General features: G+C 66.7%; 21 protein-coding genes. 10 read left to right on the forward strand and 11 right to left on the reverse strand.

What is annotated here, in order from left to right; all coding sequences use genetic code 11:
* The first annotated feature begins 15 nt into the window (after positions 1 to 15).
* Positions 16 to 1374 (forward strand): dicarboxylate/amino acid:cation symporter, encoded by a 1359-nt coding sequence (locus CSC70_RS03330; RefSeq protein ID WP_162455197.1) that lies wholly within the window; start codon positions 16 to 18, stop codon positions 1372 to 1374.
* 130 nt (positions 1375 to 1504) lie between these two features.
* Positions 1505 to 3802: an NADP-dependent malic enzyme gene (locus CSC70_RS03335; protein ID WP_162455198.1), complete on the forward strand. Its 2298-nt coding sequence runs from the start codon at positions 1505 to 1507 to the stop codon at positions 3800 to 3802.
* A gap of 16 nt (positions 3803 to 3818) precedes the next feature.
* On the opposite strand, the gene CSC70_RS03340 is transcribed toward CSC70_RS03335, so the two are convergent.
* The 4 genes from CSC70_RS03340 to CSC70_RS03355 are packed head-to-tail and all read right to left on the reverse strand — an operon-like array spanning position 3819 to position 7058.
* Complete coding sequence (locus CSC70_RS03340; RefSeq protein WP_162455340.1) at positions 3819 to 4223, reverse strand: STAS domain-containing protein; 405 nt, start codon at positions 4221 to 4223, stop codon at positions 3819 to 3821.
* A 23-nt stretch (positions 4224 to 4246) separates the two neighbouring features.
* On the reverse strand, positions 4247 to 4630 hold the full coding sequence (locus CSC70_RS03345; protein ID WP_162455199.1) for an STAS domain-containing protein: 384 nt from the start codon (positions 4628 to 4630) through the stop codon (positions 4247 to 4249).
* A complete protein-coding gene (locus CSC70_RS03350; RefSeq protein WP_162455200.1) occupies positions 4627 to 5061 on the reverse strand; it encodes an ATP-binding protein in 435 nt (144 codons plus the stop codon). Before CSC70_RS03350 ends, CSC70_RS03345 begins: the two co-directional genes overlap by 4 nt.
* Positions 5055 to 7058: a SpoIIE family protein phosphatase gene (locus tag CSC70_RS03355; RefSeq protein WP_162455201.1), complete on the reverse strand. Its 2004-nt coding sequence runs from the start codon at positions 7056 to 7058 to the stop codon at positions 5055 to 5057. The genes CSC70_RS03350 and CSC70_RS03355 overlap by 7 nt, the downstream gene beginning before the upstream one ends.
* Before the next feature lie 215 nt (positions 7059 to 7273).
* On the opposite strand from CSC70_RS03355, the gene aceE reads away from it, so the two are divergent.
* Positions 7274 to 9964: a pyruvate dehydrogenase (acetyl-transferring), homodimeric type gene (gene aceE, locus CSC70_RS03360; protein WP_162455202.1), complete on the forward strand. Its 2691-nt coding sequence runs from the start codon at positions 7274 to 7276 to the stop codon at positions 9962 to 9964.
* An 81-nt stretch (positions 9965 to 10045) separates the two neighbouring features.
* Here the strand turns inward: aceE and CSC70_RS03365 are convergent, their stop codons facing one another.
* The 3 genes from CSC70_RS03365 to gph all read right to left on the reverse strand — a co-directional run bounded on the left by CSC70_RS03365 (position 10046) and on the right by gph (position 12774).
* Complete coding sequence (locus CSC70_RS03365; RefSeq protein ID WP_162455203.1) at positions 10046 to 10915, reverse strand: protein NO VEIN domain-containing protein; 870 nt, start codon at positions 10913 to 10915, stop codon at positions 10046 to 10048.
* A gap of 114 nt (positions 10916 to 11029) precedes the next feature.
* Positions 11030 to 12091: a DNA polymerase IV gene (gene dinB, locus CSC70_RS03370; protein WP_162455341.1), complete on the reverse strand. Its 1062-nt coding sequence runs from the start codon at positions 12089 to 12091 to the stop codon at positions 11030 to 11032.
* Between the two features lie 17 nt (positions 12092 to 12108).
* The gene (gene gph / locus CSC70_RS03375) at positions 12109 to 12774 is read right to left on the reverse strand and encodes a phosphoglycolate phosphatase (protein WP_162455204.1); all 666 of its coding nucleotides are present in this window, start codon (positions 12772 to 12774) and stop codon (positions 12109 to 12111) included.
* A 97-nt stretch (positions 12775 to 12871) separates the two neighbouring features.
* Here gph and CSC70_RS03380 point away from each other — a divergent pair, with 97 nt between their 5' ends.
* The gene (locus CSC70_RS03380; protein ID WP_162455342.1) at positions 12872 to 14959 is read left to right on the forward strand and encodes a gluconolaconase; all 2088 of its coding nucleotides are present in this window, start codon (positions 12872 to 12874) and stop codon (positions 14957 to 14959) included.
* A gap of 31 nt (positions 14960 to 14990) precedes the next feature.
* Here the strand turns inward: CSC70_RS03380 and CSC70_RS03385 are convergent, their stop codons facing one another.
* Complete coding sequence (locus CSC70_RS03385; RefSeq protein WP_162455205.1) at positions 14991 to 16076, reverse strand: DUF1615 domain-containing protein; 1086 nt, start codon at positions 16074 to 16076, stop codon at positions 14991 to 14993.
* A gap of 127 nt (positions 16077 to 16203) precedes the next feature.
* Here CSC70_RS03385 and CSC70_RS03390 point away from each other — a divergent pair, with 127 nt between their 5' ends.
* Complete coding sequence (locus tag CSC70_RS03390) at positions 16204 to 17220, forward strand: patatin-like phospholipase family protein (RefSeq protein ID WP_162455206.1); 1017 nt, start codon at positions 16204 to 16206, stop codon at positions 17218 to 17220.
* A 130-nt stretch (positions 17221 to 17350) separates the two neighbouring features.
* Entirely contained in the window at positions 17351 to 18307 is a 957-nt protein-coding gene (locus CSC70_RS03395) for a hypothetical protein (RefSeq protein WP_162455207.1), read from the forward strand.
* A 38-nt stretch (positions 18308 to 18345) separates the two neighbouring features.
* Here CSC70_RS03395 and CSC70_RS03400 read toward each other — a convergent pair whose 3' ends face one another.
* The gene (locus tag CSC70_RS03400; RefSeq protein WP_162455208.1) at positions 18346 to 18741 is read right to left on the reverse strand and encodes a YciI family protein; all 396 of its coding nucleotides are present in this window, start codon (positions 18739 to 18741) and stop codon (positions 18346 to 18348) included.
* A 210-nt stretch (positions 18742 to 18951) separates the two neighbouring features.
* On the opposite strand from CSC70_RS03400, the gene CSC70_RS03405 reads away from it, so the two are divergent.
* The 4 genes from CSC70_RS03405 to CSC70_RS03420 are packed head-to-tail and all read left to right on the forward strand — an operon-like array spanning position 18952 to position 21549.
* A complete protein-coding gene (locus tag CSC70_RS03405; protein ID WP_162455209.1) occupies positions 18952 to 19377 on the forward strand; it encodes a YciI family protein in 426 nt (141 codons plus the stop codon).
* Positions 19378 to 19421: 44 nt separating this feature from the next.
* Complete coding sequence (locus CSC70_RS03410; protein ID WP_162455210.1) at positions 19422 to 19853, forward strand: VOC family protein; 432 nt, start codon at positions 19422 to 19424, stop codon at positions 19851 to 19853.
* A 36-nt stretch (positions 19854 to 19889) separates the two neighbouring features.
* Positions 19890 to 20246: a DUF1428 domain-containing protein gene (locus CSC70_RS03415; RefSeq protein WP_162455211.1), complete on the forward strand. Its 357-nt coding sequence runs from the start codon at positions 19890 to 19892 to the stop codon at positions 20244 to 20246.
* 46 nt (positions 20247 to 20292) lie between these two features.
* Positions 20293 to 21549: an RNA polymerase sigma factor gene (locus CSC70_RS03420; protein WP_162455212.1), complete on the forward strand. Its 1257-nt coding sequence runs from the start codon at positions 20293 to 20295 to the stop codon at positions 21547 to 21549.
* 12 nt (positions 21550 to 21561) lie between these two features.
* Here the strand turns inward: CSC70_RS03420 and CSC70_RS03425 are convergent, their stop codons facing one another.
* Positions 21562 to 21810, reverse strand: coding sequence for a DUF3297 family protein (locus tag CSC70_RS03425; protein ID WP_162455213.1), 249 nt, complete (start codon positions 21808 to 21810; stop codon positions 21562 to 21564).
* Positions 21811 to 21853: 43 nt separating this feature from the next.
* Complete coding sequence (locus CSC70_RS03430; RefSeq protein ID WP_162455214.1) at positions 21854 to 22138, reverse strand: DUF4031 domain-containing protein; 285 nt, start codon at positions 22136 to 22138, stop codon at positions 21854 to 21856.
* Position 22139: the final 1 nt, after the last annotated feature.

Consider the following 22139-nt stretch of genomic DNA (forward strand, 5'->3'; position numbering starts at 1 on the left):
AACCGGAGCTGTTGCGTGCATCACAATCAAAATCCCCGGCCCGAACCGGCGCGAAAGACCCCCCTGTATCGGCAGTTGTATTTCCAGGTGGTGGTGGCCATCGCGCTGGGCGCCCTGCTGGGGCATTTCTGGCCCGGACTGGCCGAATCGATGAAGCCGCTGGGCGATGCCTTCATCAAGCTGGTCAAGATGATCATCGCGCCGGTGATCTTCCTGACCATCGTCACCGGAATCGCCGGCATGACCCACCTGCGCACGGTGGGCCGGGTATTCGCCAAGGCGATGGTCTACTTCCTGTTCTTCTCGACCCTGGCGCTGGTGGTCGGGTTGCTGGTCGCGCACACTGTCCAGCCCGGCGCTGGCATGAACATCGATCCCGCCGACCTGGACCAGACCGCGGTACAGGGCTACGTGCAGAAATCGCACGAGCTGACCCTGGTCGGCTTTGCGCTGGACATCATCCCGAAGACCCTGCTCAGTCCGTTCGTCGGCGACAACATCCTGCAGGTGCTGTTCGTCTCGATCCTGTTCGGCCTGTCGCTGGCACTGGTCGGCGAACGCGGCAAGCCGGTGCAGAACCTGCTGGAAGCGCTGGTGGCCCCGGTGTTCCAGCTGGTGCATCTGCTGATGCGTGCGGCGCCGATCGGTGCCTTCGGCGCGATCGCCTTCACCATCGGCAAGTACGGACTGGGTGCCCTGGCCAACCTCGCCTGGCTGGTCGGATCGTTCTACCTGACCTCGCTGCTGTTCGTGCTGGTCATCCTCGGCACGGTATCGTGGGCCTGCGGTTTCTCGATCCTGCGCCTGATCCGCTACCTGAAGGCCGAACTGCTGCTGGTGCTGGGGACTTCGTCGTCGGAGTCGGCGCTGCCGTCGCTGATGGAGAAGATGCAGCGCGCCGGCTGTTCCAAGTCGGTGGTCGGGCTGGTGGTGCCGACCGGCTATTCGTTCAACCTGGACGGCACCAACATCTACATGACCCTGGCGGCGCTGTTCATCGCCCAGGCCACTAATACCGAACTGACCCTGGGCCACCAGATCGCCCTGCTGCTGGTGGCGATGCTGAGCTCCAAGGGCGCCGCCGGCGTGACTGGGGCCGGCTTCATCACCCTGGCCGCCACCCTGGCGGTGGTGCCGGAAGTGCCGGTGGCCGGCATGGCGCTGATCCTGGGCGTGGACCGCTTCATGAGTGAATGCCGTTCGCTGACCAACTTCATCGGCAACGCCGTGGCCACCGTGGTGGTCGCGCGCTGGGAAGGCGAACTGGATCGCGAGGCGTTGGCGCAGGCCCTGCATGGTGTGCCGCGTACGCTGGCCGCCGCACCGGACCCGGCGGCCGGGCCGGGCGATCCGGTTCGATTGACCTCGGACTAGATCCGTCACGGTCGACCCGGAAGTCGAGCGGCAAATTTGCCGCAGTGCCGCAATCACGACGGCACGAGTCGCGAATGGAGCAGGTAGAATCCGGGCTCCTTCGCCTTTTCCCACGGCTTTCGGCTCCGCAATGAACAACGACGATTTGAAGCAGGCCGCTCTCGAGTACCACCGCTGCCCGCGCCCCGGCAAGATCAAGGTCTCGCCGACCAAGGCCATGGTTACCCAACGCGACCTGTCGCTGGCCTATTCGCCCGGTGTGGCCTACGCCTGCGAAGCGATCGTCGAGGATCCCGGGCAAGCCAGCCAGCTGACCGCGCGCGGCAACCTGGTGGCGGTGATCAGCAACGGTACCGCGGTGCTGGGGCTGGGCAACATCGGCCCGCTGGCCGGCAAGCCGGTGATGGAAGGCAAGGGCGTGCTGTTCAAGAAATTCGCCGGAATCGATGTGTTCGACATCGAGATCGACGAATCCGACCCCGACAAGCTGGTCGACATCATCGCCTCGCTGGAACCGACCTTCGGCGGCATCAACCTGGAAGACATCAAGGCGCCGGAATGTTTCGTCGTCGAGCGCAAGTTGCGCGAGCGGATGAACATCCCGGTGTTCCACGACGACCAGCACGGCACCGCGATCATCGTCGGCGCGGCGGTGCTGAACGCGATGGAAGTGACCGGCAAGAAGATCGGCGAGGTGCGGCTGGCGACCACCGGGATGGGCGCGGCCGGCATTTCCTGCGTCAACATGCTGATCTCGCTGGGGTTGAATCCGGACAACGTGCTGGCATTCGATCGTGGCGGCGTCATCCACAGCGGGCGTACCGACCTGGACCCCGAGAAGCGCCGCTTTGCGCGCGACACCGACAAGCGCACGCTGGCCGAGATCGTCGAGGGCGCGGACATCTTCCTCGGGCTGTCCGCCGGCGGCATCCTGAAGCCGGAGATGGTGGCGACAATGGCCAAGCAGCCGGTCATCTTCGCCCTAGCCAACCCCAGCCCGGAAATCAGTCCGGAAGATGCACGCAAGGTGAGACCGGACGCGATCATCGGCACCGGCCGCTCGGACTATCCGAACCAGGTCAACAATGTCCTCTGCTTCCCCTACCTGTTCCGTGGTGCGCTCGACGTCGGTGCCACCGAGATCAACGAGGAGATGAAGATCGCCTGCGTGAAGGCGATCGCGGCGCTGGCCAAGCGCGAAACGTCCGACCTTGGCGCGGTGTACGGCGGCGAGGCGCCCAGCTTCGGCCCCGATTACCTGATTCCGCGGCCGTTCGACCGGCGCCTGCTGGTGGAACTGTCGGCGGCGGTGGCGCAGGCGGCGATGGACTCCGGGGTGGCGACCCGTCCGATCGCCGACATGCGCGCCTATCGCGAGCAACTGGGCCAGTTCGTCCACCGCAGCAGCCTGATGATGAAGCCGGTCTACGAGCGCGCGCGCGCCGACCGCAAGCGGGTGGTGTATGCCGAAGGCGAGGAGGAGACCGTGTTGCGCGCGGTGCAGACGGTGGTCGACGAGGGCCTGGCCTTCCCGATCCTGATCGGTCGCCCGGAGGTGATCGAGTCGCGGATCGCGCGGCTGGGGCTGCGCCTGCGTATGGGCGTCGATTTCGAGCTGACCAACCAGGACGACGATCCACGCTTCAACGACTACTGGCAGTTCTACCACCAGCTGACTTCGCGTCGCGGGGTAACCCCGTCGGCGGCGAAGAACCTGATGCGTTCGCGGCCGACCCTGATTGCGGCGGTAATGGTCGCGCGCGGCGAGGCCGATGCGATGGTCAGCGGCATCGTCGGCCGCTACCACAAGAAACTCGGCTACGTGCGCAGCGTGGTCCCGCTGGATCGCGGCGTCGAATCGACCTCGGCAATGACCGGGGTGATCAATTCGCTCGGGGCGTGGTTCTTCGTCGATACCCATGTGCAGGACGACCCCGGCGCCGAGCAGATCGCCGAGGCGACCCTGCAGGCGGCGTACCGGCTGAAGCTGTTTGGGATCGAGCCGCGGGTGGCGCTGCTGTCGTATTCCAACTTCGGCAACCACGACAGTCCGGCCTCGCGCAAGATGCGTCAGGTGCGCGAACTGCTGCTCAAGCGCAAGCCCGATCTGAACATGGACGGCGAGATGCAGGGCGACACCGCCTGGGACGAGGTTCTGCGGCAGAAGTTCATGGCCGACAGCACGCTGAAAGGCCGCGCCAACCTGTTCGTGATGCCCAACCTGGAAGCGGCCAACATCGCCTACAACCTGGTGCGGGTGATGACCGACGGCGTGGCCATCGGTCCGATCCTGATGGGGATTTCCAGGCCGGTGCACATCCTGACCAGCAGCGCCACTGCGCGCCGGGTGGTCAACATGACCGCGATCGCCGCGGTCGACGCGCAGATCCGCGCGCAGCTGGAAGTGCGCGCCGACGAAGCGGGTTGAGCGCAACGGGGATGGGTCAGGATCTGGATCCAGCCTCCGGATCGCCGTCCTGGCCCAGGATCTGCCGCTGCACTGCGTCCAGGTAGGCGTCCAGCTCCTCGGTCGAGGCGAACACTACCTCGGGCGGCACCGCCTGCACCAGTTCGATCACCCGCCGCACCTGTTCCTGCGGATGCACCACCACCAGCCGGCCGCCGAACAGGTTCATGATCTTGCGCGTCTTCAGGATCGAGCGCACGCCGGCGCTGCTGATGTATTCCAGCCGGGCCAAATCCATCACCAGGGTCTGCGGGCGTTCGGCCAGCAGCGGCTCCAGCCGGGCGTCCAGCGATTCGTGGGTCAGCGTGTCCAGCCGCCCGTCCAGGGTCACGTACTGGTTGCCGTTCACTGGCGGGTAGATTTCGATCTGCAGGCTCATCAGGCCGGATTCCTTGCGTTTCCGTGTCAGTCTTCGTCGTCGTCCTGCAACACCTTGCGCTGCATCGCGTCCAGATAGGCGTCGACTTCCTCGATGGAGGTGAAGATGTCTCCCAGCGGTACCGCCTTGACCACGTCGAAGACCTTCTGGATCTGCGGCTGCGGGTTCAGCACCAGCACCTTGCCGCCGTGTTCGGCCTGAGCCTTGCGCGCCTTGAAGATGGAACGGATGCCGGCGCTGCTGATGTACTCCAGCTCGGTCAGGTCCAGCAACAGCGAATGCGGACGCTCGGCCAGCGCGGGCGCCAGCGCCGCATCGAACGCGTCGCAGGTGTGCGTATCCAGCCGGCCGCTCAGCTGCACACGGCGACTGCCGCCGCGATCGTCCTGCAGTCGGATGTCCAGACTCATGCCGCGTCCCCGGATTCGGGAATACGAAGATCCACCCGCAGCACGTTGCAATGGCCGTCGCGTTCGTAGTCGATGTTGCTGGCCAGCTGGCGGATCAGATAGACGCCCAGCCCACCAAGCGGGCGCTCGCTGATGTCGGTGTCCAGATCCGGTTCGGGCGCGCTGAGCGGGTTGAACGGCGCGCCGGTGTCGCGGAATTCCAGACGCAGGATGTCGCCGTGGATACCGATGTCCACCGACAACTCGTGCTGGGCCATGCCATTGGGTTCGCCACCGTAGTCGATGGCGTTGCTGGCCAGCTCCTCGACCACCAGCCGCACGTCGTTGCGCACGCTGTGGTCGATACGATGCAGGTTGAGCACCGCTTCCAGCGATGCATTGAGGTCTTCGACGCGGGCGTATTCGCCGGGCACGATCAGCCGGATCAGCATGCGAGCGGTTCCTGTCGGGTGGTGGAAGGGGTCGGGTGTGGATCGTGGTGCAGACGCATCGCCAGCAGGGTGATGTCGTCCGATTGCGGCGCCGGTTTGGCGAAAGCGTGCACGCGCGCGGCGACGCTGTCGCACAGTCCCTGCACGTCCAGTTCCGGCTGCAGCGATTCGACCAGATGGCCGCTGCCGAAGGCCACGTTGTCGGGGTTGAAGGCCTCGGTGACGCCATCGGTGTAGGCGACCAGGGTGGCCTCGGGCGGCAAGCGGCCGTGCCAGACCGGGAAGTCCTCGCTGACCTCGAAGCCCAGCGGCGGCCCGGCTTCGACCGGTAGCGTCTCGCAGCGGCCGTCGGCATGCAGCAGCAGCGGGCGTTCGTGGCCGGCGCTGGCCAGCGCGCATTCGCCGCTGTGCAGGTCGATGCGGCCGAACAGCACGGTGACGAACATGCAGGTGTCGTTGCCCTCGACCAGTTGGCGCGAGGCCTCGGCCAGCACCTGGTCGGGCGAACGGCTGCCGCGGGCGGCGACTTCCAGCACGGTGACGGTGCGCGCCATGAACAGCGCGGCCGGCACGCCCTTGTCGGAAACGTCGCCGATGGCGAACCACAGCGCGCCTTCCTCGGCATCGACGAAGCTGTAGAAATCGCCGCCGACCGTCTTCGCCGGTTCGAGCAGGGCGCCAACCTCCAGCCGCAGTGCGCCGCCCAGGCCGATTACCCGGCCGCGCGGCAGCATCGCCTGCTGGATGTCGCGCGCGATCGACAGCTCACTCTCCAGCTTCTGCCGCGCCGCGGCCATGTCCTCGATCTCGTCCATCTGCTGGCGGATCGACAATCGGGCCTGCTCCAGCGTGCGCGCCAGCACGCCGACCTCGTTGCTGCCCGGCGTTTCGCTCACCGGGGTTTCGTAGTGGCCTTCGACCATGCCGGCGGCGGCGGCGGTCAACTGCTCCAACGGCTGGCTGATGCGGCGCGACATCCGGCTGATCAGCAGCATGCAGACCAGGGTCAGCAGCACGCCGCCGGCCAGCAGCAACCACAGCGCGTGTTCCAGCCGTGCGGTGATCGGCGAGGACGCCTGCGAGACCAGCAATTTCCAGCCGCTCTCGTCGACCGGCTCGATCACGGTGAAGTACTTCTCGCCGCTGTCCACCGCGGTGTGGCTGAGATAGGCGAAATGCGGTACCGGCGCCGCGGCGGCGTCGGCCAGCGGCTGCAGGTCGCTGCGACCGCTGCGCTGGACGAACTGCGGCAGCGACAGGTTGTCGGCGACGTCCACGCCGGGGTAGTCGGCCAGGGTGCCGGAGGGCGAGATCAGGCCGGCGCGCCAGCCGGCGGTACGGGCCAGCGGCTCGATGCGCTGCTTCAGGCTGGACAGCGGCACGTCCAGGCTGACCATGCCGCGGGTGGCCACGCCGGCGCCTTCGCGGCGCAGCGGCCGGTTGTAGGTCAGCATCCACACGTTGCCGGCGGTTTCGTTGAAATAGGCGTCCGACCACCAGCCGTCCGGCGCGGCGATCGTGCGCCGGTACCAGGCCTGGCTGCGGAAGTCGTAGCCATTGGCGATGAAGTCGCGGTCGGCGCCGTGTGCGGAAATGTAGTGCGCGAACGCGGGCACGGCCGGGTCGTCGGACTCCAGGATCAGCAGGCCGCCAGCGCAATCCGGGGTGGCGCGCACCATCGCCCGCATCGCGGTCATCAGTTCGCCGGAGTCCAGATCCGAATTGGCCACCAGGTCCGACACGCCGCGGGTGGTGATGGTCACCATCTGCATCATGGTGCCGAGCCGGTCGACGGTTTCCTTGCTGCTGGCGCGGACGTCGAGACGGGCCTCGTCGAGGATCGCGCGGCGCGCGTACCAGGCCGCGCCGATCGTGACCAGCAGCAGCACGGCCACGATCAATGCCCCGGTCAGCAGCGCGATCCGGGTGCGCAGGCTGTGCCGCCAGCGGACGCGGCCGGCCTGCGACAGCGATGGGTCCTGCCGGGTTCCGAGCATCGGTCCCGTTTTCCCTGAATTTGTCCCCGAGCCGATCATACGCCGGATTTCCTGCAGGGGGACGACAGTGGTCCCATTTTGGTCATGCCTTGCCTCGGGACGGGCACACGCCGACCGCATCCATACGCCTGTGTCGGTGCGCCTTGCTGCGCTAGACTTCGAAGTTCGAACAAGAACGACTGCCGCTCTGCTGCGCGGCACCTCAGGGAGTGGCGATGAACTGGCTGAACGAGATGCTGCACAACGACCCCGATCCGGTCGAGACCCGCGAATGGGTCGAGTCGATGAAGGCGGTCATCGACGCCTCCGGCCCGCAGCGCGCGCATCAATTGCTGGAAGGCATGGTCGAGGTCACCCGCCGTTCCGGCGCCTTCCTGCCGTTCTCGCCGACCACCGAGTACGTCAACACCATCGCCCCGGCGCTGGAGGCCAAATCGCCCGGCGACGCCGAGATGGAGTGGAAGCTGCGCTGCCTGATCCGCTGGAACGCGATGGCCACCGTGGTCCGCGCCAATCGCAAGCCCGGCGACCTTGGCGGTCACATCGCCAGCTTCGCCTCCTCGGCCACCCTGTACGACGTCGGCTTCAACCACTTCTGGCGCGCGCCCAGCGACAGCCATCCCGGCGACCTGCTGTACATCCAGGGCCACAGCTCGCCCGGCGTGTATGCGCGCGCTTTCCTCGAAGGCCGCATCAGCGAATCGCAGCTGGACAACTTCCGCATGGAAGTGGATGGTCGCGGCATTTCCTCCTATCCGCACCCGTGGCTGATGCCGGAGTTCTGGCAGACCCCGACCGTGTCGATGGGTCTGGGCCCGCTGAGCGCGATCTACCAGGCGCAGTTCATGAAGTACCTGGAGCACCGCGGCCTGATCGAGCCGTCCGACCGCAAGGTCTGGTGCTTCCTCGGCGACGGCGAGACTGACGAGCCGGAGAGCCTGGGCGCGATCGCGCTGGCGGGCCGCGAAGGGCTGGACAACCTGGTGTTCGTCATCAACTGCAACCTGCAGCGCCTGGACGGCCCGGTGCGCGGCAACGGCAAGATCATCCAGGAGCTGGAAGGCGTGTTTCGCGGCGGCGGTTGGAACGTCATCAAGCTGATCTGGGGCAGCTACTGGGATCCGCTTCTGGCCCGAGACAGCGGCGGCGTGCTGAAGAAGCTGATGATGGAAACCGTCGACGGCGAGTACCAGAACTACAAGGCCTTCGGCGGCAAGTACACCCGCGAGCATTTCTTCAACAAGTACCCGGAAACCGCCGCGCTGGTGGCCAACATGTCCGACGACGACATCTGGCGCCTGAACCGCGGCGGCCACGACCCGCACAAGGTCTATGCGGCCTATCACCAGGCGGTCAATACCAAAGGCATGCCGACGGTGATCCTGGCCAAGACCGTGAAGGGCTACGGCATGGGCTCGTCCGGCGAGTCGCTCAACCCGACCCACCAGACCAAGAAGCTCGACGACGACGCGGTGCGCACCTTCCGCGACCGTTTCCAGATTCCGATCAGCGACAAACAGCTGGCCGAAGCCGAGCAGATCCCGTTCTATCACCCCGGCGAGGATTCGCCGGAAGTGCAGTACCTCAAGTCGCGCCGCAGTGCGCTGGGCGGTTACCTGCCGCAACGTCGGCGCAAGGCCAGCCAGTCGTTCGCGGTTCCGGCGCTGGACAGCTTCGAGCGCCTGCTCAAGTCCAGCGGCGAGCGCGAGCTCAGCACCACCATGGCTTTCGTGCAAGGCCTGAACATCGCCCTGCGCGACAAGCAGATCGGTCCGCGGCTGGTGCCGATCGTCGCCGACGAGGCGCGCACCTTCGGCATGGAAGGCATGTTCCGCCAGATCGGCATCTACGCGCCGTTCGGGCAGAAGTACAAGCCGGTCGACGCCGACCAGCTGATGTTCTACCGTGAGGACCAGTCCGGCCAGGTGTTGCAGCAGGGCATCAGCGAGCCGGGCGCGATCGCCTCGTGGATGGCCGCCGGCACCAGCTACTCGGTCAGCGACGTGCCGATGCTGCCGTTCTACATCTACTACTCCATGTTCGGTTTCCAGCGCGTCGGCGACATCGCTTGGCAGGCGGCCGACATGCGCACCCGCGGCTTCCTGCTCGGCGGCACTGCCGGTCGCACCACCCTCAACGGCGAGGGCCTGCAACACGAGGACGGCCACAGCCACCTGCTGGCCGGCGCCATTCCCAACTGCCGCAGCTACGACCCGACTTTCGGCTACGAAGTCATCGTGGTCCTGCAGCATGGCATGAAGGCGATGCTGGAAGACCAGATCGACGAGTACTACTACATCACCCTGATGAACGAGAACTACCCGCACCCGGAGATGCCCGTGGGCGCCGAGGCAGGCATCATCAAGGGCATGTACCTGCTGCAAGACGCCGGCAAGCCGAAGAAGGGCGAACTGCGCGTGCAGCTGCTGGGCAGCGGCACTATCCTGCGCGAGGCGATCGCGGCCGCCGAACTGCTGGACAAGGAGTTCGGCGTCACCGCCGACATCTGGTCCTGCCCCAGTTTCAACGAACTGCGCCGCGACGGCTTCGACGCCGAGCGCTGGAGCCGCCTGCATCCCGAGGAAACCCCGCGCAAGCCCTACGTCACCGAGTGCCTGGAAGGCCGCCAGGGCCCGGCCATCGCCGCCACCGACTACGTGCGCGGCTACGCCGACCAGGTCCGCGCCTTCGTTCCGGGCCACTACACGGTGCTGGGCACCGACGGCTTCGGCCGCAGCGACACCCGCGCCAACCTGCGCCGTTTCTTCGAGGTGGACCGCTACTACATCGCCCACGCCGCCATTGCCGCATTGGCGAAGGAAGGCAAGATGACCGGCAAGGACGTCGCCCGCGCGATCAAGCAGTGGAACATCGATCCGGAAAAGGCCAACCCGGTCGGGGTGTGAATCCCAACCTCTCTCCCGCGTGCGGGAGAGGGTGCCGAAGGCGGGTGAGGGAAAGTGAAAAGCGGCCGCAAGGCCGCTTTTTCATGAGCCGCGTAGGGTGGCGCGATAGTTGGAAGTTTCAAGATGGAAATTAGCTTCCACAGGCCCGACTTGGGTAAACATCCGAGGCCTTTTGCGAAAGGAGAAGAGCCGATAGAGGTGAAACTGAAATGGATTTTCGGCGGAGAACTCCACTTCGTTCGGCGTAATAAAGAAAGGGGTTTCGGCATCGTAGGCAGTGGTCTTGACTTCGATGAAACGCTCTCGTCCGTCGGCATCAAACGACAAGATGTCATGGCCAAGGCCGTCACCTCGACGGCTGGATACATGCTCGATACGATCGGCGAGCTTCTTTGCACCTTCGGCAAACAAGCGACGTGCCTCATACTCCATGACCAACAGCTCGCCTGCATGCCCAAGGGAGCGATTCTTGGCCTCACGCTCCAGATAGTCCCGCCGGATGGGTTTTCGCTGTATGAATCCGTTTTGAGCTTCATTGACCCTGTGTTTTGGCACAGGGATGTCAACGACAAAATCTTCCATGCTTTCCAGTAGGGGTTTCTCCGCTGGAGTTTCGACGCTGCGAAGGGTTGCATCATCGAGCTGGCGGTCAATCTCGAGGGCATCGGCAACCGCATCTACCAACAGCCCCTGGAAGTTGGAGAGTGGCTTGTATCCAGATACGGCTGGCACGCCGAACGAGTGGAGCACGGAACTGATGTTTCGGAATTTGTATTCGATGGCAGATCGATTGCGTGCGGGGAGTTTCTCGCCAAGTTCTTGGAGAAGTCTGGATTTCACAAAACTTTGGCCAAGCTCCTGCATCCGCAACATGCGGAAATAGCTCTGCACGGTTTCCCGCACTTCCGCCGGCGTCCAGTCTTCACCCGCGACCCCGTTCGATGTGGTCATGGCGTCCCCAGGAATCTATGCGTGCCAGGATAGCAGCCTGTAAAGCATGCTCAAGTCCATGCTGTGATCTGTGACTGCATCAGGTCAGGGAAATTGTTTGCCCATATGGTCGATTCACCCAAACAACCCCGGCTGCATCGGCACTTCTTCCGTGTCGTGGAAGTTGGACAGGCCGACGCCGACCAAGCGGTAGCGGGTGTCGTCTGGCAGGTCGATGCGCTGCAGCAGACCGACCGCGATCTCGGTGAAGGCCTGTACCGAATCCGGTGGGGATTCAGGGGTCAGGCTGCGGGTCAGGATGCGGAACTGCGCGGTCTTCAACTTCAGCACCACGGTGCGGCCGATGCGTTCGGTCTTGCGACTGGCGTTCCAGGCTTTCTCGGCGATGCGCCGCACCTCCGGCTCCAGCGCCGACAGCGGCAGATCGGTGGCGAAGGTGTCTTCGGCCGAGATCGATTGCACCGGCTGATCCGGCTGCACCGGGCGCTCGTCGATGCCGCGCGCGCGCCGGTACAGCGCCGCGCCGAAGCTGCCGAAGCGCAGTTGCAGTTCCTCCTGCCCGAAGCGGCGCAAGTCGCCGACGGTCAGCACGCCCAACTGTTCCAGCTTGCCCTGCATGACCTTGCCGACGCCGGGAATCTTGCCGACCGGCAGCGGGGTCAGGAAGGCCTCGACCTGCGCCGGCTTGACCACGAACAACCCGTCCGGCTTATTCCAGTCCGAAGCGATCTTGGCGATGAACTTGTTCGGCGCCACCCCGGCGGAGGCGGTCAACCCGGTGGCCTCGCGGATCTGCGCGCGGATCGCCTGCGCGGTGGCGGTGGCGCTGGGCGAGGCAATTTTCGGCTCGGTGACGTCCAGGTAGGCTTCGTCCAGCGACAGCGGCTGCACCAGATCGGTATGCGACAGGAAGATTTCGCGTACCTGCCGCGAGACGGCCTTGTAACGCGGGAAATCCGGCGGCACGAACACCGCCTGCGGGCACAGCCGTTCCGCGCGCAGCGCCGGCATCGCCGAGCGCACACCGAAGGTGCGCGCTTCGTACGAGGCCGCGCACACTACCGAGCGAGCGCCGCGCCAGGCGACCACTACCGGACGCCCGCGCAGTGCGGGATCGTCGCGTTGCTCGACCGACGCGTAGAACGCATCCATGTCGACATGGAGGATCTTGCGCAGGCGGCCGGTGGCCTCGGTCATGGCAGTCCGGGCAGTTGGCGCAGGTCGCCGACGATGGCGCAGGCACCGGCGGCATCGAGGTCGAAGTCGCGGCGGTAGCCGTAATCGACCAGCGCCAGCGGCATGCCGGCGGCATCGGCGGCTTCGGCATCGGTGCGCGAATCGCCGACCATCAGGCATTGCGCCGGGATCAGGCCAAACTTGCCGGCGATGTGCAATAACGGCTCCGGATCGGGCTTGCGCTGCGGCAGGGTATCGCCGCCGACGATGGCGTCGAAGCGCTCGCGCCAGTCCAGCGCCTGCAGTAGCGGGGCGATGAAGCGCTCGGGCTTGTTGGTGCACAGGGCGATCCGTATATCCTGCTGGCGCAGCGCCTCCAGCGCTTCGCATGCGCCCGGATAGGCGCGGGCCTGCAGCGGCAGAGAATCGCCGTAGTGACGCATCAGCCGTGCATAGGCATCCTCGAAATCCGGACCATCGGCCACGTCGGCGCCGGCGTGTTGCAGTGCGCGGTGCAGCAGCAGGCGTGCGCCATCGCCGATCCATGCGCGCACGGTGGCCTCGTCCTCACCGGTGTGGCCCAGTTCCCGCAGGGTGTGGTTGACCGCATCGGCGATGCCGACGGCGCTGTCGATCAGGGTGCCATCGAGGTCGAACAGCACGGCGCGGTAGGGAACGGGCATGCAACGGTCCACGAACGAACGGATGACCAGTGTATCGGTTGTGCTGCCGTGGTCCGGGCCGGTATGGTGGCGCGCCGACACGCCACCGATGCATTCGATGAGCCGCAAGACCTGGCTATGGACGGTGACGGCACTGACCGCCGTCGCCCTGGCCGCCACCTACATTTACGAAAGGACACGACCGTCGCCGGTCGAGGGTCCGCCGCCGACCCCGTTCGGTTGGCTGGCGCAGCTTCAGCTGGAAGCCGGCGATGGCGTCGGCGGCTGGCGCGATGGTGCGGCATTGCAGGCGCGCTTCGACGATCCCTGGGGGCTGGCGCTGGCCGCCGACGGGTCGCTGTACGTGGCCGATGCCGGCGACAACAATCGCATCCGTCGTATCGCCGTGGATGGCAACGTGACTACCCTGGCGGGCGGCGGTGAAGGCTTCGTGGACGGCAGCGGCGCGGCGGCGCGCTTCAATACCCCGTCCGGATTGGCGCTGGACGCGGCCGGCAATCTGTACGTGGCCGATACCGGCAATCACGCGATTCGCAAGGTATCGCCCGACGACATCGTGACCACACTGGCCGGCGACGGACAGCCGGGCGAGCGCGACGGCATCGGTGCGCAGGCGCGCTTCAACGGGCCGATGGGCGTGGCCGTCGATGCGGTGGGCAACGTCTACGTGGCCGATACCTACAACGACCGCATCCGCCGCATCGATGCGCAGGGGCGGGTCAGCACCATGGCCGGCGGCGGTGGTCCGGGGCAGTGGGACGGCATCGGCGCCGAGGCGCGCTTCGACACGCCGACCGCGCTGACGCTGGATGCCGACGGCAACCTGTGGGTGGCCGATACCGGCAACAGTACGCTGCGCCGGATCGCCGCCGGTGACGGCTGGGCCGGTACGCCGTTCCTGCCACCGCTGGACGGACCGCCACTGGTGCGGCGCCCGCTGGGACTGGTACTGACCGAGGACGGCACCATCTACGCCAGCGAAATGTCCGGGCGGGTGGTGCAGATTTCGCGCAGTGGCGTGCGTCACGAATTGATCGGCGCCGAACCGTCACAGCGGTTGTCGCGTCCGGCCGGACTGGTGCTGGCGGTCGATGGCAGCCTGCGGGTGGCCGATGCCGGCAGCCATCGCGTGCATCGCATCGTGCCGACGACCGATGCCGCCGCTGCCGTGCCGGTGGTCGGGCCGTCGATCGACGACCCCTTGCCCGACACCGGCGGTCGCTGGCCGCTGGCGCCGCAGAATGGCTGGCATGAAGTGGTCGGCACGCTGGGCGAGGTGCGCGGCAACTATCGGGGCGACAGCCGCGATCACCTGCACGCCGGACTGGACATCCGCGGCGATGTCGGCGCGACGGTGCTGGCGATTGCCGATGGCAAGGTCGACAGTCCGTTGGCGGCGCGGTCGGCTGGCAGCTTGAACGAAGGTTTCGCGATCGCCGATCTGGATTACATCCACATGCGGGTCGGCCGCGACCCTGCAGGACGCGTGCTGGACCCTTCGCGCTTCCACGCACAATACGACGAGGATGGAAGGCTGCGGCGCATCCGCGTGCCGCGCGGCACCCGCTTCCGTGCCGGCGACGCGCTGGGCACGATCAACGGCATGGCGCACGTGCACCTGCAGGTCGGCGCCAGCGGTTTCCAGCGCAACGCGGTGCAGCTTGGCTTCGTCGGCTATGCCGACCGGCAGCCGCCGCGGATCGTCGCCGTCGAGTTGTCCGATGCCGACGGCCAACCGCTGCCAAAGAACACCGATGGTCGCATCGTGGTGCCGCGCGATGCTGGTGTGCAGATCGTCGTCGAGGCCTGGGACCAGGTCGACGACAATCTGCCGCGGCGGCGACTGGGCCTGTATGCGGCGGGATATCAATTGCTAGACGCCAACGGCGCGGCGGCGCCGGGCTATGCGTCGCCGCGGATGAGCATCGTGTTCGACCGCATGCCGGCCGATCCGGACGCGGTGATGCTGGCTTATGCGCCGGACAGCGGCATCACCGTGCACGGCAGCGCGAGCACCCGTTTCCGCTACGTGTTGAGCAACACCGTGCACAACGGCGAGGTCGCCGCCGGGTATTGGCGCCCCGGCGAGTTGCCGCCCGGCGAATACACCCTGCGCATCGTCGCACGCGACTACAGCGGCAACGAAGCGCAGGCCGGTCGCGACGTCGGCCTGGTGCTGGAGTGATCCGGCACACGACCGGAATTCGAAATCCGTTTCAGCGCTTCATGCAGCGCTGCCAGCGTTCATCGACGCGGTTGGCGAACCAGGCGGTGGTCAGGTTGCGGGTGATTTTCGGGCTTTGCAGTTTGATGCCGGGCAGTACCGCACGCGGCAATGGCTTGCCGGCGGCCTGTTCGGCCAGCTCGTATACGCGTCGGTACAGCGCGGTTTTCTCGAAGTCCGGCGAATCGCCTTTCTGCAGGGCGCGGCGGATCTCGCGCGCATCCATGTCCAGCCGTGTGGACAACGCGTGCACGGCGCGTTCGGTTGCACCGGGATGTTCCAGATCGGCGCCGGGCAGCAGCAGGTCGCCGTCCAGCGCCAGCTCAATCCCCGAGGCGCGGGCGACGGCGACCTGGAAAGCGGCGTTGCGGCTGGCGTACCAGCCGGCGTTGAAGTCGGCGTAGCGGTAGATCAGCGATTCGTAGCTGGCCGGATAGTCCAGCAGGTGGGCGGTGCCGAAATACACGCCGCCGCGACGGGTGAACACCTCCTGGCGCACGCTGCCGGGCAACGGGTAAGGGTACTCGCGCGCATGCGCTTCGGCGAAGTCGATCGAGACCTGCATCGGACCGCCGGTATGTACCGGGTTGAAACCGCCCAGCAGGCGCTGGCCCATCGGCACGCGCGCGGTCATTTCCTCGAACAGCTCGCTCAGCTCGCGCTCGGTGCGTACCGTGTCGATCCGTTCGCCGTAGCTGCGGCCGTCCGGCGATTCCAGCTTCAGCGCCGTATCGACCACGAAACCCGGCACATGCAGGGTGGCGGCGCGCCTGCGCAGTTCCTCGCGGGCGATGCGGCCCAGGCCGGGCACCGCCGGATCGGCCTGCCAGCCCGATTCCTGTTCGATCACCGCCAACACCGCGCAGATGTTGTCGGGCGTGGTGGCGAGGTCGCGTGCCGACAGTGCCACGTAGATATCGTTGGCCCAGCCCTGGCGGTCGCCGGCACGGGCGGGAATCCGCCGTGCGATGTCGGCCTTGACCTCCTCGGGCGTGCGCTGCGGCAGTTGCGGGCCACTAGCGCAAGCGCCGAGCAGCAAGGCGACCAGCGTGGCAGGAAGGAACAGGCGTCGGGACATGCGGCCATCAATACCTGCGGCAAGCCCAGAACGGCAAGCCGATGCGGCCGCCGGTACATCGGCGCTTCAGCTGCCGACCAGTCGGTGGCGGCTATGCTGGACGCCGTCTCCAGTGATCGAATTCGGCATGAAGTCGCGCATTTCCCTGCATTCCGTCCGTATCTTCGCGGTGGCTGGCTTGTTGACGGCACTGGCCGGTTGCGGTGGCGACGAAGTGCGCCCGGACCCGCCGCCACCAGTCGTGCAGGCACCGCCGCCGTTGAAGATCGGTCTGGCGCTGGGCGGCGGCGCGGCCAAGGGCTTCGCCCACATCGGCGTGATCAAGATGCTGGAAGCCAATGGCATCAGGATCGACGTGGTCGCCGGCACCAGCGCCGGCAGCGTGGTCGGCGCGATGTATGCCAGCGGCATGGATGCGTTCACGATGCAGGAAAAGGCACTGGCGCTGGACGAATCCAGCATCCGCGACGTGCGGCTGTTCTCCGGCGGGCTGATCCAGGGTCAGGCGCTGCAGGACTACGTCAACCGCGAGGTCGGCGGGCTGCCGATCGAACGCCTGCGCAAGCCGTTCGCGGCGGTGGCGACGCGGCTGGAAACCGGCGACCGCACCGTGTTCGTGCGCGGCAATACCGGCCAGGCGGTGCGCGCTTCGAGCAGCGTGCCCGGGGTGTTCGAACCGGTGGTTATCCGCGACCGCAACTACGTCGATGGCGGCGTGGTCAGCCCGGTGCCGGTGGATGCCGCGCGCCAGCTTGGCGCCGATGTGGTGATCGCGGTGGACATTTCCACCAAGACCGACGGTAGTACGCCGACCAAGAGCATGGTCGGGATCGTCAACCAGTCGATCACCATCATGGGCCAGACCCTGGGCAAGCAGGAGCTGGCGCGTGCCGACGCGGTGATCCGCCCGCAGGTCAACGACATCGGCCCGGCCAGTTTCGAGCAACGCAACGCGGCGATCCTGCAGGGCGAGCGCGCGGCGCTGGCGGCGTTGCCGCAGATCCGTCGCGCACTGGCCGATGCCGAGCGCAAGCGCGCGCAGGCCGCGGCCGTCGCGCAACCGGCGACGGCGGAAAAGGACATCGACTGCGGCGACAGCTGGGTGCGGCGGCTGAATCCGTTCGCCAGGGACAAGGCTTGCTGAACGCCGGTTGCGGCTGCAGTGTCCGCAGGTCAACGCGACGGCGGGACGCCCGTTCCCGGACAATCGGTTGCGGTGAATGGACGGGCATGACGAGCGACACCATCGGCGGGGCGATGCGGGGCGGATCGGTGTGAGGGAGGCCTGGAGTTCCGGGCATCATGACCGTGGCATCGCGGCTGTCGTGGTGGTGCTGGTGCTGGCCTTGTTGCTGTCTCTGCTTCGCCTCGGCCCGGAAGGCGGGTCGGGTGCCGATGGCGAACGGATCCAGGTGCGTTTCCTGCGCCCGTTGCCGACGTATGCCGGGCCGGTCCCGCGGCAGCCGGCGGACACGGCGGTCGCGCCGTTGGCGCAGACACCTGCGATACCGGCACCTGCGGCGAGGATTGCGGCGCGACCGGACAGTCGTGACGAAGCGGCATCGACAACGATAGCGACAACGCCGGCTGCGGAAGGCCTGTACACCCGACAAGGGCAGGTACGGATCGCCGATGCGGTCGAGCTGACGCCGGAGTTCGCCGCGCATCCGCCGGGGGTGACGAACGAGCGCGAACGCCACCAAGCCGAACGGGTGCTGGAGCGCAGGAATCCGGTGGAATATCGCGAGACGGTATTCGACCAGGCCAAACGCGACCTGGCTGGCGGGCAGAGCAGGATCGAAGAGATCATCTTCGGCAAGGACCGCCAGGCCATCGCCGCGCGGCCGCCGCCAGAGGTGCGCTTCAACCCGGCCCTGCATGAACGTAGCGCCGACCTCGGCAGCGAGGCGACCGGGAATGCCTACCAGGCCGCGCCGATCGCGTTCGAGAAGGCACCCGGGTTGGACGGCGAAGCCAGCCGGCGGATCCGCAGCGGCATCGCCGAGGTCGAGAAGCGTCACGCCGGTTGCGACGGCGCGCGCCGGCAGCATCTGCTGGAACCGGCACGCCGGCATCTGGCCGACCTGGAACGGACCGAATACGCCCATGCTCACGGTGCCGACCCGGTGCAGGCCGAGCACCTGCTGCCGCGCCAGGCCGACAGCGCCTACAACCTGGCGCGCCGCGCGCTGTGGTACGCCCGCGACCAACTGCAGGCCTGTCGCGGCTAGGGCAGTATCCGAAGCGGACTCGGGCGGACGATTCTCGTCTATAACCCGCCCGGGGCTCCCGTTGCGCCGACCCGTTGGCGCTCCCCCTGCATGTCATGCAGGGCCCTGACTTCCAGGCTGCCGTAGTGAATCCACGGGAACTCGTGCGCCACCTGCACCGCGGTTTCGATGTCAGGGGCCTCGATCAGGTTGAAGCCGGCCAGGATTTCCTTGGTCTCGGCGAACGGTCCGTCGGTGACCCGCGACAGGCCATGGCGGGAGCGCACGGTGCGCGCCGTGGTCGGCGGTTCCAGTTTCTGCGCGGCCAGCAGGATGCCGCGCGCCTGCAACTCGGCGGCGTGCTCCAGGCAACCGCGCATCAGGCGGTCGTATTCCTCGGCCGGCAGGGCGGCGAGCAGGTCGGGGTCGGTATAGACCAGCAGCAGGTATTGCATGCCGGGCTCCGGCAGGGCGGGAAGGCCATGATGCCCGAAGACTGCGGCTGGCTTGTGAATGTGATTGCTGCGCGGCAGCGGGCGTTCCGGCACCGGCGGTGAAAAAATTTTCGTCCAGGCGTCGATTTTCGTCATTCCCGTTCGTCGTATGCCATGAGAGCGGTCGATCCGGCCGACGAACAGGCAAACGAAACCCAGGGAGACAGCGCAATGAGAGTGATGGCCATGGTACGCGCCACGACGGCGTCGGAAGCCGAACAGATGCCCGACACCGCCTTGCTGGAGGCGATGGGCAATTTCAACGAGGAACTGGTCCGGGCCGGGGTGATGCTGGCTGGCGAGGGCCTGCGTGCCAGCCGCCACGGCGCGCGGATCCGCTACCACGGGGCTACGCGCACGGTGATCGACGGGCCGTTCACCGAAACCAATGAACTGATTGCGGGCTTCTGGCTGTGGCAGGTGCGCTCGATGGACGAGGCGCTCGAATGGGCGCGACGCTGTCCGCCGCCGCTGGATGGCGAGTGCGAGATCGAACTGCGTCCGCTGTATGAAGCCGAGGATTTCGGCGAGGCCATGACCCCCGAACTGCGCAAACTGGAAGCACGACTGCGCCAGCGCCTGCAAGGCGGCGACTGAGGCCGCTGCGCACAAATGCCACGACCACCGACAAGGAGAACGAGATGAAACTGATGCCGTACCTGATGTTCACCAAGGGCGCCTGCCACGAGGCGTTCATGTTCTACGCACAAGCCCTTGGTGGCGAGATCGTCTCACTGATCCGCTACAGCGACATGCCCGACTCCCCCGAGCACATTCCACCGGAAAGCCTGGAGAGGATCGCCAATATTCACCTCATCGCCGGCGGCGCATCGATCATGGGCAGCGACAACGTCATGGGCGGGGCTGCCGCTGATGATGACGATGGCCGCAATGACACCACGGTCAATGTCGAAGTCGAAACCGTCGAGGATGCCGAGCGCGTGTTCGCCGCGCTGTCCGCCGGCGGACAGATACGGATGCCGTTGGCGGAAACCCCGTGGGCGATACGTTTCGGCATGTTCGAGGACCGCTACGGCAAGCCGTGGATGGTCAATTGCATGAAAACGCCGTGAGCGGTTTCGCAAATTCACCCCGACAGGAGAACGAACATGAGCTACGTGGACGGATTCGTGGTACCGGTGCCGATGGCACGACTGGACGAGTACAGGAAAATGGCGCGGCTGGGCCGCAAGGTGTGGATGGAGCATGGCGCGCTGGCCTACCACGAATGCATCGCGGACGACGTGCCGGTCGGCAAGCTGACCTCGTTTCCGAAGTCGGTCAAGCTGAAGGAGGACGAGGTCGTGGTGTTCTCGTACATCGTCTACAAGTCGCGCGCGCACCGGGACAAGGTCAACAAGCTGGCGATGAACGACAAGCGCTTCGCGAAGATGGATTTCAAGAGCATGCCGTTTGATGGGAAGCGGATGATCTACGGCGGCTTCAAGACCCTGGTTTCGACCTGAAACCCGGTATTGCCATCGTGATGGCGCGGTGGTGTCATCCCCCGCCATGACGGGTTTGCACGCGAAACTGGACACGTTGTGGCGGTTGGAGTCGCCGCGCATCGTCGCCCGTCTGGCGAGGATGACCGGCGACGTCGGCGCGGCCGAGGAACTGTCGCAGGACGTGTTGCTGGCCGCGTTGGAGCGCTGGCCACGCGACGGCGTGCCGGACAATCCGGCCGCCTGGCTGACCACGGCGGCCAGGCGGCGCGGCATCGACCATCTGCGCCAGCGGCGCCTGCGTGCGGACAAGCACGTCCTGCTGGCGAGCGAAACGGAAGATGATGCCATGGCCTGGATCGACGAGGATCGGCTGGACGAGGGCATCGACGACGACCTGCTGCGGCTGGTGTTCGTCGCCTGCCATCCGGTGCTGCCGCCGGACGCGCGGGTGGCGCTGACCCTGCGCCTGCTGTGCGGCCTGGGTACCGACGAGATCGCGCGTGCCTACCTGCAGTCCGAAGCCACCATCGCCCAGCGTATCGTCCGCGCCAAGCGCATGCTGGCGCAGAAGCGGGTGCCGTTCGAAGTGCCGCGCAAGGACGAACTGGACGAGCGCCTGGACTCGGTGCTGGAGGTGGTCTATCTGGTCTTCAACGAAGGCTATTCGGCCAGCGCCGGCGAGGACTGGATGCGCCCGGCACTGTGCGAGGAAGCCTTGCGTCTGGGGCGCGTGTTGTGCGCATTGATGCCGCGGGCGGCCGAAGTGCATGGCCTGCTTGCGTTGATGGAATTGCAGGCATCGCGGTTGCGCGCGCGCAGCGGTCGCGATGGCCGACCGGTGCTGCTGCAGGACCAGGACCGCAGCCGCTGGGACCGGCTGCAGATCGCGCGCGGACTGGCGACCCTGCAGCAGGCGCTGCGGCTGGGTGGTGCGCAGGAACCGTACACACTGCAGGCGTCGATCGCCGCCTGTCATGCCACCGCGACCCGCGCCGAACGGACTGACTGGGCCCGTATCGCCGCCCTGTATGCGCAATTGGCCAAGGCGATGCCGTCGCCGGTGGTCGAACTGAACCGCGCGGCGGCGATCGGCCATGCGCAGGGCGCGCAGGCGGCGTTGCCGCTGGTCGATGCGCTGGTGGACGAGCCCCTGCTGCGCGACTACCCGCAGCTGCCGGCCTTGCGTGGCGATCTGCTGGAGCGGCTGCAGCGCCATGCCGAGGCGCGGATCGAATTCGAACGCGCCGCCGCGCTGACCCGCAATGCCGGCGAACGCATGCAGATGCAGGCGCGCGCCCACGCCTGCCGGCAGCGGGAATGATGCGGCCGGGGTTCAGGCCGGATTCTTGTACCAGACGACCACTTCGCCGGTGTACTTCATCGTGATCGGCTTGCCGCGGCGGTCCAGCGCGCGTCCGGCCTGCACCCGGATCCAGCCCTCGCTGATGCAGTATTCCTCGACGTTGTCGCGCTCCACGCCGTTGAAACGCACACCGACGCCGCGGTCCAGGGCGGCGGCATCGTGATAGCGGCTGTCCTCGTCCACGGCCAGTCGATCGGGGGGCGTATCGGTTGCGGTCATCGTCGGCAGGAGCGGATGCGGAAAGGGCCGACAATGTAGCAGGTCAGGGTGCCTGGCCGCGTCCCTGCGCCTTGGCGCGGGCGATCACCACACGCATCTGCTCGCGATCGCGATGGCGGGAAATGGCCACCGCGCCCAGTTGCAGCGCCTGCTCGCGCAGCGGTGCCGGCAGGTCGTAGTGCGCGCCGCTGGTCTTGTCCTGGAAGGCGCGCCGTGGAATGCCCAGCGCGGCGGCGAAGGCGTGCAGTTCGTCCAGGGTGTCGGCCATCAGGTGCGCCCAGCGCTGCCCGCGCCACGGCGTCACCGCGTCGTCGACGTAGACCGCCACC

Origin of the sequence: Pseudoxanthomonas kalamensis DSM 18571 (assembly GCF_010211745.1) — a bacterium.
GTDB classification, from domain to species: domain Bacteria; phylum Pseudomonadota; class Gammaproteobacteria; order Xanthomonadales; family Xanthomonadaceae; genus Pseudoxanthomonas_A; species Pseudoxanthomonas_A kalamensis.

Excerpts from the sequence above, each read along its gene's own strand:
- CSC70_RS03400 (WP_162455208.1), bottom strand. The coding sequence starts at position 18,741 with ATGCAATACCTGCTGCTGGTCTATACCGACCCCGACCTGCTCGCCGCC.
- gph (WP_162455204.1), bottom strand. The coding sequence starts at position 12,774 with ATGCCCGTTCCCTACCGCGCCGTGCTGTTCGACCTCGATGGCACCCTG.
- CSC70_RS03355 (WP_162455201.1), bottom strand. The coding sequence starts at position 7,058 with ATGCTCGGAACCCGGCAGGACCCATCGCTGTCGCAGGCCGGCCGCGTC.
- CSC70_RS03415 (WP_162455211.1), top strand. The coding sequence starts at position 19,890 with ATGAGCTACGTGGACGGATTCGTGGTACCGGTGCCGATGGCACGACTG.
- CSC70_RS03345 (WP_162455199.1), bottom strand. The coding sequence starts at position 4,630 with ATGAGTCTGGACATCCGACTGCAGGACGATCGCGGCGGCAGTCGCCGT.
- CSC70_RS03405 (WP_162455209.1), top strand. The coding sequence starts at position 18,952 with ATGAGAGTGATGGCCATGGTACGCGCCACGACGGCGTCGGAAGCCGAA.
- CSC70_RS03380 (WP_162455342.1), top strand. The coding sequence starts at position 12,872 with ATGAGCCGCAAGACCTGGCTATGGACGGTGACGGCACTGACCGCCGTC.
- CSC70_RS03350 (WP_162455200.1), bottom strand. The coding sequence starts at position 5,061 with ATGCTGATCCGGCTGATCGTGCCCGGCGAATACGCCCGCGTCGAAGAC.
- CSC70_RS03425 (WP_162455213.1), bottom strand. The coding sequence starts at position 21,810 with ATGACCGCAACCGATACGCCCCCCGATCGACTGGCCGTGGACGAGGAC.
- CSC70_RS03410 (WP_162455210.1), top strand. The coding sequence starts at position 19,422 with ATGAAACTGATGCCGTACCTGATGTTCACCAAGGGCGCCTGCCACGAG.
- CSC70_RS03420 (WP_162455212.1), top strand. The coding sequence starts at position 20,293 with ATGACGGGTTTGCACGCGAAACTGGACACGTTGTGGCGGTTGGAGTCG.
- aceE (WP_162455202.1), top strand. The coding sequence starts at position 7,274 with ATGAACTGGCTGAACGAGATGCTGCACAACGACCCCGATCCGGTCGAG.
- CSC70_RS03335 (WP_162455198.1), top strand. The coding sequence starts at position 1,505 with ATGAACAACGACGATTTGAAGCAGGCCGCTCTCGAGTACCACCGCTGC.
- CSC70_RS03390 (WP_162455206.1), top strand. The coding sequence starts at position 16,204 with ATGAAGTCGCGCATTTCCCTGCATTCCGTCCGTATCTTCGCGGTGGCT.
- CSC70_RS03365 (WP_162455203.1), bottom strand. The coding sequence starts at position 10,915 with ATGACCACATCGAACGGGGTCGCGGGTGAAGACTGGACGCCGGCGGAA.
- CSC70_RS03385 (WP_162455205.1), bottom strand. The coding sequence starts at position 16,076 with ATGTCCCGACGCCTGTTCCTTCCTGCCACGCTGGTCGCCTTGCTGCTC.